This is a genomic window from Lysinibacillus sp. GW247-5R2A, assembly GCF_059424475.1.
In genome coordinates, this window is sequence record NZ_JBWKZL010000001.1 from 558,279 (window position 1) to 571,266 (window position 12,988).

Annotated in this window: 12 protein-coding genes; all 12 read right to left on the reverse strand. The window is 38.1% G+C overall.

The annotated features are described in order from the left end of the window. Positions 1-4 precede the first annotated feature (4 nt). On the reverse strand, positions 5-1,600 hold the full coding sequence (gene fliF, locus AC07YC_RS02765; protein WP_336634348.1) for a flagellar basal-body MS-ring/collar protein FliF: 1,596 nt from the start codon (positions 1,598-1,600) through the stop codon (positions 5-7). Between the two features lie 120 nt (positions 1,601-1,720). Continuing rightward, complete coding sequence (gene fliE, locus AC07YC_RS02770; protein WP_336634349.1) at positions 1,721-2,026, reverse strand: flagellar hook-basal body complex protein FliE; 306 nt, start codon at positions 2,024-2,026, stop codon at positions 1,721-1,723. 23 nt (positions 2,027-2,049) lie between these two features. Then, the gene (gene flgC / locus AC07YC_RS02775) at positions 2,050-2,511 is read right to left on the reverse strand and encodes a flagellar basal body rod protein FlgC (RefSeq protein ID WP_008180788.1); all 462 of its coding nucleotides are present in this window, start codon (positions 2,509-2,511) and stop codon (positions 2,050-2,052) included. A gap of 3 nt (positions 2,512-2,514) precedes the next feature. Next, the gene (gene flgB, locus AC07YC_RS02780) at positions 2,515-2,907 is read right to left on the reverse strand and encodes a flagellar basal body rod protein FlgB (RefSeq protein WP_008180790.1); all 393 of its coding nucleotides are present in this window, start codon (positions 2,905-2,907) and stop codon (positions 2,515-2,517) included. A 581-nt stretch (positions 2,908-3,488) separates the two neighbouring features. Continuing rightward, positions 3,489-4,268 (reverse strand): GTP-sensing pleiotropic transcriptional regulator CodY, encoded by a 780-nt coding sequence (codY, locus tag AC07YC_RS02785; protein ID WP_025113928.1) that lies wholly within the window; start codon positions 4,266-4,268, stop codon positions 3,489-3,491. 87 nt (positions 4,269-4,355) lie between these two features. Then, complete coding sequence (gene hslU, locus AC07YC_RS02790) at positions 4,356-5,756, reverse strand: ATP-dependent protease ATPase subunit HslU (RefSeq protein WP_336634350.1); 1,401 nt, start codon at positions 5,754-5,756, stop codon at positions 4,356-4,358. Further along, positions 5,756-6,301, reverse strand: coding sequence for an ATP-dependent protease subunit HslV (hslV, locus tag AC07YC_RS02795; protein ID WP_008181271.1), 546 nt, complete (start codon positions 6,299-6,301; stop codon positions 5,756-5,758). Before hslV ends, hslU begins: the two co-directional genes overlap by 1 nt. A 21-nt stretch (positions 6,302-6,322) precedes the next feature. Continuing rightward, positions 6,323-7,222 (reverse strand): tyrosine recombinase XerC, encoded by a 900-nt coding sequence (gene xerC / locus AC07YC_RS02800; RefSeq protein ID WP_494918312.1) that lies wholly within the window; start codon positions 7,220-7,222, stop codon positions 6,323-6,325. A gap of 284 nt (positions 7,223-7,506) precedes the next feature. Then, on the reverse strand, positions 7,507-8,820 hold the full coding sequence (trmFO, locus tag AC07YC_RS02805; protein WP_036123970.1) for an FADH(2)-oxidizing methylenetetrahydrofolate--tRNA-(uracil(54)-C(5))-methyltransferase TrmFO: 1,314 nt from the start codon (positions 8,818-8,820) through the stop codon (positions 7,507-7,509). 18 nt (positions 8,821-8,838) lie between these two features. Further along, entirely contained in the window at positions 8,839-10,917 is a 2,079-nt protein-coding gene (topA, locus tag AC07YC_RS02810; protein WP_336634352.1) for a type I DNA topoisomerase, read from the reverse strand. A 91-nt stretch (positions 10,918-11,008) separates the two neighbouring features. Further along, positions 11,009-11,905 carry a DNA-processing protein DprA gene (dprA, locus tag AC07YC_RS02815; protein WP_494918313.1) on the reverse strand — a complete coding sequence of 299 codons (897 nt, stop codon included), beginning with the start codon at positions 11,903-11,905 and terminating at the stop codon, positions 11,009-11,011. 169 nt (positions 11,906-12,074) lie between these two features. Continuing rightward, the gene (gene sucD, locus AC07YC_RS02820; RefSeq protein WP_025113923.1) at positions 12,075-12,977 is read right to left on the reverse strand and encodes a succinate--CoA ligase subunit alpha; all 903 of its coding nucleotides are present in this window, start codon (positions 12,975-12,977) and stop codon (positions 12,075-12,077) included. Positions 12,978-12,988 lie beyond the last annotated feature (11 nt).

The window sequence follows — 12,988 nt, forward strand, 5'->3', positions numbered from 1 at the left end:
CTAGTTAGTCTTCAGCAATCCAACTACGCAGTAACTTCGCAAAATCGTCTGGCTTATCTTTTGCCATTTTTTCTAGCTGCTTACGACGCATTGTAGCTTCCGTTTCAATTTCTTCATTAATATCGTCAATCATTAAATCTTCTTGTTCTTCTAGGATACTTAGCTCTTCTTCTTCCTGCGCACGTTTACGAGAACGGATAATGAAGAATGCTAACAATACAATAACAGCTAATAAGATACCGCCAATAACCCAAACCCACCAAGGAATCATCGGTTTTTCATCAGCAACCTGTGTGGCCTTACCATATAGAGGCTGTACAGATACGGCTACTTTCTCATCAATTTGCTCTTGAGTAAGCTCAGCTGCTACGTCTTTAGAAATCGTTGTACGCACGATCGTGCTTAAAATTTTCTCAATATCTTCGCGAACACCGTCTGGTAATGACGCTGCGTCTGCTGCTGTTGGTGGTTCAACAATTACTTGAATTCCAATATCTTGCACCTTATAAGGAGCTTCTTGAATATCTTTACGTATACGATTCACGTCATTGTTAATCGTTTCTTCTGTACGTTCATAATCACCGTTACCCGATGTACCTTCATTATAGGTAGTAAAGTTGTCAGTAGTTGTTTCAGCTTCAGGTGTTCCAGTAGCTGCTGCCGCCCCTGTTCCAGAATATTGCTCAGTAATCCTTTGAGCACTAATGGCGATTCCTTCCATATTTTCTTCATCAACAGGTGTCACAAGATTTTCTTCACGATTTTCCTTCTTGAAGTCAATATCCGTAGTGACAGAAACCATTACTTTGTCTTGTCCCATTAACGTACCAAGCATATTTTGCACTTGACGTTGTAGATCACGTTCGACTAACTTTTTCATTTGTAATTGACCTTCAGCCGTTGCTGTAGATGTTCCATCTGTTGTGGCTGCATTCAAGTCAAAGTACTCTGAGAATTGGTTAGAGATTACGATGTTCTCAGTTTTTAAATTCGGAATACTTTTTGACACCAAATTATACATAGTTGTAATTTGCTGCTCTGTAAATTTATATCCTGGATCTGTATTTAATACGATAGATGCAGTTGCATCCTCTTTCACATCTGTTACGAAGACTCCTTCTTCAGGAACAGTAATCATTACCTTTGCATCTTTAACGCCTTCAAGGTTTCTAAAAAGCTTAGCAATTTCAGTTTCAGTAGCTGCTTTTTTTAATAGATTAAATTCGTTATCTGTCATCCCAAACCCTGAACTGTTTGCAAATGAGTAATCAATCGTACCCGTTTGTGGATATCCTTCTGATGCTAATTGCACTAATAAGGAGTCAACTTGCTCCTCAGGCACTAAAATAGATGTTCCGCCTGGCGCAATTTGATATGTTACACCTTGTGAATCCAGTGCTTCCTTTACCTGTCCAATTTCTCTTGTTGATAAATCTTTATAAAGTGGAACATATGTAGTTTTTGAAGCGAAAAACGTTACAATTGCCGCAAGAGCGATGACGCCTACCAAGGAGCCAATCATAACTATTTTTTGCTTTTTACTTCGACTTTTCCAAAATTGACTGGTGTCGTTTTTTATTTTCGTCAATCGTTCATTCATTATGAATCCTCCGGTTATAGTGAATAACCTAGCCATCAATAATTTGCGAACTTCAAGAGCCCACCATTTAGGTAGTCATTAATCTGCATTGAGAGGGGGCACTCCCCCCTCAATAAAAGATTAAACGCTCATTCGCATTATTTCTTGGTAAGCTTCAATCACCTTATTGCGAACTTCAATTGTTGCGTTTAATGTAATGCTCGCCTTTTGTGAAGCAATCATTACCTCATGCAATTCCACATTTTCACCTTTAATTAGCTTTTGGGTATAATTATCGGATGTGATTTGCTGGTCATTAACTTTGGCTATTGCCTCTTTTAACGAGTTCGCGAAGCTTTGTTGGGCTTCATAAGGTGTCGTATTAAGTTTATTTGTTTCATTTACAACCTGAGTAGGTGTCATTAGCGAAACGGACGAAATTGTCATTATGTATCTTCCTTTCTTCTTATTTATTTACCAATCTCTAATGCCTTTGTAAGCATAGATTTATTTGCGTTAAATACTGTTACGTTTGCCTCGTAAGAACGAGTGGCTGACATTAAATCTACCATTTCTTTTAATGGGTCGACATTCGGCAAATTGACATAACCATCTGCATTTGCATCTGGATGAGTTGGATCATAAACAAGTTTGAAAGGTGTTTCTCGGTCTTCTGCAATACGAGTTACTTTCACACCATTACCAACACCGCTTTTGGCGTCTTTCCCAAGTGCTACATTCATAAACTTTGAAAATTGTCCTTCTTGTGCTGTAAACGTTACGGACTTCCGACGATATGGCTCCCACTCCCCATTAACTTGACGAGCTCGAGTTGTATCCATGTTTGCCATATTAGAAGAAATAACATCCATGCGTAAGCGTTGTGCAGTTAAAGCTGAGGCAGTGGTATTCATCCCATGGAAAATAGACATCTATTACTTACCTCCTTTAATAACTGTGTTTAATGTGTTTAATTTCCCGTTTACACGATCAATTAAAGCATTGTAGTAAATTTGATTTTCTGCCAATTTTGCCTGTTCAGCATCCATATCTACTGCGTTGCCATTATTTCGGTATCGTAGATTTTCTATATTATTGACACCAGGTGTAGATTGTCGAATTGTGAAATCATAATGTCTATTGTCAGTTCGATAGGCAGAAATAGAAATATCCTTTTGTTCCGCCAACATATCCTTAAAACTAACATTTTTCGCCTTATAATTAGGTGTATCGACATTCGCAATATTGTTTGCGATTGTTTTATGATTCAAAGTCGCATAGGAAAGTCCATTTTCCAAGCTACTAATAGTTCCTCCAAATAAATTCAAAACTGTTCACCTCAATTTATTAAATTCTATGTACTTGTTAATATATTCAATAATACAATTGTAATTAAGATGCTACCTAGTGTCTATTGTCTTTTGTCACTTTTTAATAGTATATACGCCCTATTTTTTTAACGTCCTAACCGGGACAATACTTCCGCATCCCTTGTAGCTCTAGGCTTCATAAAAGGTTGGTTAACATCTAGTTATTTTACACTATTTCGACAGTGTTTACGATTTTAGTATTAAATTTGCCTTTTTATGAGCTTTATCGCCTTTTAAAATGAAATTAATTTAAGGTTCCATTTTACTAGTTCGACAAATGGCTGAATATTCTAATATAGACAATTAACAGTTTATTCACCATTATTCTAAAGTAACACATATTTCATTTTTATATGCTAATTGTAGTGACAAATTTATGAACGACATTAGGCTAAAAGAAACAAAAAACATCAATATTCTCCAAATTTGTATTTATACAAAAAATAACAATCCATTACATCGCTAAATATCTAATGAAATGCATACAAAAAGGCGCCTAGTTTTTACCTAGACGCCTTCATTATCTTCTTCAAGAAGAATTATTTCATTTTAATTTCAGCTAATGCATTTAAGAACTTATCATTTAACACTTTAATATAAGTTCCTTTCATACCTAGTGAGCGAGATTCAATAACACCCGCTGACTCTAGTTTACGTAATGCATTGACGATCACTGAGCGTGTAATTCCCACTCGGTCTGCAATTTTAGAGGCAACCAGTAAACCTTCGTTACCATCAAGCTCTTCAAAGATATGCTCAATAGCTTCTAATTCACTGTAAGAAAGTGAGTTAATGGCCATTTGCACAACCGCTTTGCTACGAGCTTCCTCTTCGATTTCTTCAGACTTCTCACGTAAAATCTCCATGCCAACTACTGTTGCGCCATACTCTGCAAGAATCAAATCATCATCTTCAAATTGAGAAGATAAACGTGCAAGGATTAATGTTCCTAAACGTTCACCACCACCAACGATTGGTACAATTGTTGTTAATGCGTTTTGGAAAAGATCTTTGTTTTCCACAGGGAAAGCAGTATGTTCGTTATGGATATCTAAATTAGAAGATGTTTCTGAGATTGTAAATAAGCTATGTGTGTATTCTTCAGGGAATTGTCTCTCTTCAAACATTTTTTTCATACGCTCATTTTCAATTTGTTGGTGAATTGAAATACCTAATAATTTACCTTTACGGCTTAAAATATAGACATTACTATCAATAATATCTCCTAGTGTATCAGCCATTTCCTTAAAGTTTACAGGCTTACCAGCAGAAGCTTGTAGCATTGAGTTAATTTTACGTGTTTTTCCTAATAAATTCATTATATGTTCCTCCTATAAATAATCCGAAGAGTATTCACTTAATATTCTAAAGTTTTTTACTACTGAATGATACTGATCAGCTTGATCTTACAATATAAACTGTGACAAATCTTTGTTTTTTACAATCCCTGCGAGTTTTTGATCTACATAGGCTGCGTTGATCGGTATACTCGCTGGTGCAATTTCAGCTGCTTCAAACGACAGCTCTTCCAGTAAACGTTCTAAAATCGTGTGCAAACGGCGAGCTCCGATATTATCTGTTTCCTGATTAACCTCTGTGGCTATTTCCGCAATACGTTCAATGGCATCAGATGTGAAATTGATTTCCACACCTTCCGTTTCTAGCAATGCCTTATACTGCAAAATGAGCGATTGATCTGGTTCTTGTAAAATACGGACAAAATCTTGTTTTGTTAATTTTTCTAGCTCTACACGAATTGGGAAACGACCTTGCAATTCCGGAATCAAATCTGAAGGCTTCGACATATGGAACGCGCCTGCAGCTACAAATAGCATGTAATCCGTTTTCACAGCACCATACTTCGTAGTTACAGTTGAACCTTCTACAATTGGTAAAATGTCTCGTTGTACACCCTCACGAGATACATTCGCAGAAGAATTTCCTTCTTTACTAGCTATTTTATCGATTTCATCAATAAAAATAATACCAGTTTGCTCCGCTCTAACAATTGACTCCTGTGCCACTTCATCTGCATCTATCAACTTATTTGCTTCTTCTATTGTTAAAATACGACGTGCATCCTTTACCTGAACACGGCGTTTTTTCTGTTTTTTAGGCATTAAGCTAGATAGCATATCTTGCATACCATTATTAGCAGACATATCCATCCCCGTGCCTTGTAATGCATCGAAAATGGATGGCGTTTGTTCTGTTACCTCAACCGTAACCCATTCATTTTCCAATTTACCATTTCGTAAATCAATAGCAATTTGTGCACGTTTAGAGCGTACTTCTGTTTCCTCAGACGACGTATCGTCCGTTGGAGTTTGTTCTTTCCCACCAAATAACATTTCGAATGGATTTTGCATGCTCTGTTTCTTACGCAATGACGGGACTAAAAGTTTCACAATTGCTTCATTTGCTAATTGCTCTGCTTGTTCCTTAACAGATTCCATCATTTCTTCTTTCACAAGACGGTGAGAAGCTTCTACTAAGTCACGTACCATTGATTCAACATCACGACCTACATAACCTACCTCAGTAAATTTTGTCGCTTCCACTTTTACAAAAGGTGCATTTGTAAGCTTCGCAATTCTTCTGGCAATTTCCGTTTTTCCGACACCAGTTGGCCCAATCATTAAGATATTTTTAGGAATAACCTCTGCCTTCATATCTTCATTTAACAATGAACGACGATAGCGGTTTCGCAACGCAATGGCTACAGCTCGCTTAGCTTCATTTTGCCCAACAATATAACGATCTAAATGCTCAGTAATTTGTCTTGGCGTTAAATTTTTTTGCGTCATTAGCTCAGCGCCTCCACGATAATATTATGATTCGTAAATACACAGATTTCAGCAGCTGTTTCTAATGCTGCTTCAGCAATTTCACGAGCAGTCATCGTTTCACCTGCATACTTTTTTAATGCTCTACCCGCTGATAAAGCATAATTTCCACCAGAACCAATGGCTAAAATTCCATCATCAGGTTCAATGACTTCACCAGTACCAGAAACAAGTAGCAAAGTTGTTTTATCCATCACTAATAGCATTGCTTCTAGTTGGCGTAGCATTTTATCTCCGCGCCATTGCTTGGCAACCTCTACTGCAGCACGTTGTAAATTACCGTTATATTCATTCAATTTGCCTTCGAACATCTCAAATAGTGTAAATGCATCTGCAACAGAGCCTGCAAAGCCTGCCAGAACCTGCCCATTAAACAGACGTCTGACCTTCTTCGCTGTACCTTTCATCACAACTGCATTTCCTAATGTTACTTGACCATCACCAGCCATGGCACAGCCTCCGTTATGATGAACTGCAAATATCGTAGTCGCATGAATTTGTCCCATCTGCTTTCCTCCTTAACTCTATTATGCCCTTGGATGAGCATTCATATATGTTTGACGTAGGTGCTCTTTTGTTACATGTGTGTAAACCTGTGTAGAAGATAAATGCGAGTGGCCTAATAACTCCTGCACCGTTCGCAAATCCGCGCCATTGTTTAATAAATGTGTGGCAAAAGTATGGCGAAGCATGTGTGGGTAAATTTTCGTATGGAGTGAGGCCTTGTCAATCATTTCGTTTAAAACATGACGTACCCCTCGTGGAGTAAGTTCCCCACCTCGCATATTGACAAACAATTGCTGATGATTAGTCTTTTTCATCAATCTAGGACGAGCCTGCTCTATGTAGTCCAGCATTGCTAAACTCGCAAATTGACCGAATGGGATAATTCGTTCTTTCCGACCTTTTCCCATAACTCGTATGATGGAATAATGAAAATCTACATCCTTAATTTGAATGGAAGTCAGCTCACTTACACGAATACCTGTCGCATATAACAGCTCTAATATAGCCATATTTCTCAATGATTTCAAATTATCCCCGGTATTCGCATCAAATAACTGCAGCAATTCTTCTTCATAGAAGAAATTTGGTAAACGAGATTCTTTTTTTGGATGATAAAGAGAACGAAATGCCCCATCATCAAATCCATACTGTCTATTTAGAAAGCGGAAGAAGGAGCGTATTGAGGATATTTTTCTAGAAATAGAAGCCCTTGCTCTTTTTTCGTCGTACAACTTTGTTACATAAAGACGTGCATGTATATATTCAACACTCGCTAAATCATGAATTCCTTCCCCTTGTAAGAAGGCTAAAAAATCCAGCAGGTCTGATTCATATTCTCGCACCGTATGAACAGAGAAGTTCTTTTCAACTTGGATGTAAAGCATGAACTGTTCGAGTGCATCTTGGGACGAAACTAACATAGAAAGATTCACCACCAATAATTTATTAATAATTTTCTCAAATGACTGACACTTGTAATATAACGGATAAATAATTCTTTGTCATCTCTTACAAGTTTGTATCGTAAACCATCATTAATAAACATACATATTGACACTATACCTATCTTTGTAAGATAGCAAGTGTAATTAGTTATATTTTGAGAAAATCTCCATACAAAATAATAAAACATGTCTAAGCAAGCATTTTACTACAAAAAGAAAAAGCCTCTAAGAGTATAACAACTTTTAGAGGCCTTTGGCAATTAAATTGTTTGTGAATTCACAAAATTGTGAATTGTGCTTATTGCGCGTGTTGCATGCATTTCAGCGCGCTCTGGTTTTGAACGGCGACCTGGTGGTAATTCAGGGAAAATACCAAAGTTAACGTTCATTGGCTGGAAGTTTTTCGATTGCGCTTCTGTTATATAACGCGCCATACTTCCTAATGCCGTTTCGAATGGGAAAATAATTGGCTCTTGTCCCAATGCTAAACGAGCTGCATTTATTCCAGCTATTAATCCACTACCAGCTGATTCAACATACCCTTCAACACCTGTCATTTGACCGGCAAAGAAAATATTCTTTTGTTCACGAAGTTGGTATGTTTTTTCTAACACTTTTGGCGAATTAATAAAGGTATTTCGGTGCATAACACCATAACGTACAATTTCCACGTTCTCTAATCCTGGAATTAGCTGCAATACTTCTTTTTGTGGACCCCATTTTAAATGTGTTTGGAAGCCAACAATATTATAAAGAGTACCTGCAGCGTCATCCTGGCGAAGTTGTACTACGGCATATGGACGTTTCCCTGTTTTCGGATCTTCAAGACCGACTGGCTTCATTGGGCCAAATAGCATTGTTTTCTCTCCACGTGCTGCCATAACTTCAATTGGCATGCAGCCCTCAAAGTAGATTTCTTTCTCGAATTCTTTTAAAGGCACTACTTCCGCTTCGATTAATGCTTGACGGAAACGATCAAACTCTTCTTTCGTCATTGGGCAGTTTAAATAAGCTGCTTCTCCCTTATCATAACGAGATTTTAAATAAACCTTATCCATGTCTATACTATCTTTTTCAATAATTGGTGCAGCAGCATCATAAAAGTATAAATAATCCAGACCTGTTAAACCTTGAATTTTTTCAGCCAAAGCTTTCGAAGTTAAAGGACCTGTAGCAATAACTGTTATACCTTCAGGAATTTCTGTCACTTCTCCGTGAATAACCTCCACCAATGGATGATTTTTCACTGCCTCTGTCACATAACCTGCAAACTCATGACGGTCTACTGCTAATGCTCCTCCAGCTGGTACAGAACATTGGTCTGCTGCCTTTAAAATGACAGAATCAAAAATCCGCATTTCTTCCTTAATAACACCTACAGCATTTGTTAAGCCATTTGCACGTAGCGAGTTAGAACAAACAAGCTCTGCAAATTTATCTGTATGGTGTGCAGGCGTTTGCTTTACTGGACGCATTTCATACAGTCTTACTTTCACACCGCGTTTTGCTATTTGCCAAGCTGCTTCACTACCTGCCAGGCCCGCTCCTATTACATTTACTACTTGTTCAGTCATGATTTTACCATCTTCCTATCATTGTGTTGGTGCTTCTTCATAGTCACATTTTGTACATTGAATTTGGACACCTTTTTTAATCTTTTTCTCTACTAATAATGCACTACATTTCGGACATGGTCTACTAATTGGTTTGTCCCAAGACACAAATTCACATTCCGGATATTGATTACAACCGTAGAATAGACGCTTCGTTTTACTTTTACGCTCCACAATTTCGCCTGTTTCACAGGATGGACATTTTACACCAATAGGTTTCATAATAGCTTTTGTATTTCTGCAATCCGGGAAATTCGAGCAAGCCATAAATTTACCATATCTACCTAGCTTATAGACCATTGGTGATCCACAAAGCTCACAATCTTCTCCAGCTGGCTCATCTTTTATTACTACTTTCTCCATTGCCTCATCTGCATGTTTGACATGGACTTCAAAGTCTTTATAAAACTCTTCCACAATATTCTTCCATTGACGACTACCTTCTTCAATATCATCTAAATCTTGTTCCATCTGTGCAGTGAATTCGATATTTATGATATCAGGGAAAAATTCTAGTACGAGTTGGTGTACGATTTCGCCTAGCTCTGTTGGCATAAATCGTTTTGCATCTAACACAACATAGCCACGGCGCTGAATTGTATCGAGGGTCGGTGCATATGTGGATGGGCGACCTATACCTAATTCTTCCATCGTTTTAACAAGTCGCGCCTCTGAATAGCGTGGTGGTGGCTGTGTAAAATGCTGCTTAGGTTCAATTTCAAGCGATTTTACTTGATCACCAATTTCCATCTCAGGTAAAAGCTTTGTCGTTTCCTCTGTTTGATCGTCGGTACCTTCGATATAAAGCTTCATAAAACCTGCAAATTTAACTTGTGAGCCGTTCGCACGGAATAGAACATCACCATTTTGAAGATCTACCGCCACAGTATCAAGTATTGCCGGAGCCATTTGACTTGCAATAAAGCGCTCCCAAATCAAGCGATATAAACGCAACTGATCACGACTAAGGACTGCCTTTAATTCCTCTGGTGATCTCATCGTGCTTGTTGGACGAATTGCCTCATGGGCGTCCTGCGCATTTGAAGCCTTTTTTGTCTGCTTTATTTCTGTTGCAATATACTCTTTTCCATACTTTGACTCGATGAAAGAAACTGCTTCTGTTTTTGCTGTTTCAGAAATACGCGTGGAATCGGTACGCATATAAGTGATTAACCCGACTGTTCCCTCTTTTTTACCAATATCAATACCTTCATATAATTGCTGTGCAAGCATCATCGTCTTCTTTGCTCGGAAATTTAATTTTCGCGCTGCTTCTTGTTGTAACGAAGAAGTTGTAAAGGCTGGTGCAGCATTTCGTTTACGCTCTTTTTTAGAAACATTAACAACCTTAAAGTTTGTCCCTTTGACACCTTTTAAAACGGTTTTTACTTGTTCCTCATTTGTTAGCTTAATTTTTTCTTTGCCATTTCCATAGTAAAGTGCATCAAACGATTTTTTACCTTTTTCAAAAGAACCTTCAATCGTCCAATATTCTTCTGGTTGGAAGTTTTTAATTTCATTTTCGCGATCGATAATCATGCGTAGCGCTACTGATTGTACACGGCCTGCTGATAAACCCTTCTTCACCTTTTTCCAAAGAATTGGGCTAATGTTATAGCCAACAAGTCTATCTAATATACGTCTTGTTTGCTGTGCATCTACTAAATCCATGTTAATAGGACGTGGGTTTTTAAAGGACTCAATAATCGCATCTTTCGTAATTTCGTTAAATACAACTCGACAATCCGAGTTAATATCGATATTTAATGCAGTCGCAAGGTGCCAAGCAATCGCTTCTCCCTCGCGGTCTGGATCGGCCGCTAGATAAATTTTCTTCACTTTTTTAGCCGCAGATTTTAAATCCTGTAAAACAGGTCCTTTACCACGAATCGTAATGTATTTAGGTTCAAAGTTATTTTCCGCACTCACACCCATTTGGCTACGCGGAAGATCTCGTACGTGTCCAACTGATGCTTTCACCTTATATTTTTTGCCTAAATAACGTTCAATTGTTTTTGCTTTTGCTGGTGATTCTACAATCACTAAATAATCCGCCATCTATGTCTCCCCCTTAGCGAGGTCTTTTACTAAATTTTTAAGTTACCTGTTGCAAAATGTATAACAGATTTTAAGATAATGCAACTTTTTTTCAATTTTTGTTAGAAAACAGGTCCAGTGTTTCAACGATTTGATGACCATTTATTACTGGAATTGCTCCATCCACAAGTAATTGATTGGTCCCCTTGGACTGTGTTGCATCAATAGGTCCTGGTACTACAAATACATCCTTCCCTTGCTCTAAAGCAAGTTCTGTTGTAATAAGCGTACCACTTTTTAATGCTGCTTCTGTCACAACTAAAGCTTGAGCTAAACCACTAATGATTCGATTACGCATCGGGAAATGCCATTTTTCAGGCTTCATATATGGAGGATACTCAGTTATTAATAACTGCTGATTAGCCATTTCCTTAGCCAATAGCTGGTTTTCTTTAGGATAGAGATAATTAAAACCATGCCCAAGCACAGCCATTGTATGCCCACCCATATCGATTGTTGCCCTATGTGCCATTGTATCAGCGCCTCTAGCTAGCCCGCTTACGACCGTATACCCCCATTGAACAAGTGATGGGACAATTAGGTCTAATGCTCTTTTCGAATACGCTGTAGCCTTCCTAGAGCCTATAATAGCTATCTGTTTCTTGTTTGTTAACAGGGAATACTGACCTTTCACATACAATACAGTAGGAGGACTGGATATTTCAAATAATTGCGCCGGGAAATAAGGATGATAAAAAGGTATGGGGAAAATATTGGCCCGTGCATAGGCCTCTTCAAATGGGATTGTCATAATTTGTCGAAAGCTTTGAGAAATCTGTAAGGCTTTATGTGGCGATATTTGTAAAACTTTTGCGATTTCATCATAATGAGCTTCTTCAAAAGTGTTTAAAACGTTCACTGGGGACAATAATCGTTGAAGTTTTTGAAGAGGTAAAGGATATACATAATGCAAAGCTAGTAATCTCTGTGTATCAACTGCAAGGATCATTCTACAAACCTCCTTTATAATAGAAGAAAGTAAATGACCGCATGATGATTTGAACACAACTTCGTGATGTAATTTTCCATACAGTAAATAGGAAATTGTTTAATGAAGGAAGATAAACAGTGTATAAATAAGGAAAAAGATGTAGCCACTATGTGCTACATCTTCCATTTTAATGGGTTTTACACTTTTCGTATAGCCCTTTTTCTTTAATTACTTTAATCAGTGTTTCACCAATAACAGATGGTGTTTCTGCTACTTCAATGCCTGCCGCATTCATAGCTTTAATTTTCTCTGCAGCTGTTCCTTTACCGCCAGAAATGATAGCACCCGCGTGCCCCATACGTTTGCCTGGAGGTGCAGTTTGTCCACCTATAAAGCCAACGACAGGTTTCGTCATATTCGCTTGAATCCATGCAGCTGCTTCTTCCTCAGCTGTACCACCGATTTCACCAATCATAACTACTGCATACGTTTCTGGGTCATTATTAAACGCTTCAAGAACATCGATGAAGTTAGTACCATTTACAGGGTCTCCACCGATCCCAACAGCTGTTGTTTGACCGATACCTTCTTGCGTTAATTGATGTACTGCTTCATAAGTTAATGTACCAGAACGAGATACAACTCCTACATGACCTTTTGTATGGATATAACCAGGCATAATACCGATTTTACATTCATCAGCTGTAATAACACCCGGACAGTTTGGACCTACTAGGCGAGTCTTTTTGCCTTCCATGTAACGTTTAACCTTCACCATATCAAGAACAGGAATATGTTCTGTAATACAGATTGTTAATTCTAATTCAGCATCAACAGCTTCTAAGATTGCATCTGCTGCAAATGGAGCAGGAACGTAGATAACTGAAGTTGTCGCGCCTGTTGCAGCTACAGCTTCTGCCACTGTATTGAAAACAGGAACTCCTTCGATTTCAAGTCCACCTTTACCTGGTGTTACACCTGCTACGATTTTAGTACCATACTCAAGCATTTGCTTCGTATGGAAAAGAGCTGTTTCGCCCGTAATCCCTTGTACAATTACCTTCGTATCTTTGTTAATAAATACAGCCATTGTTCTCCCTG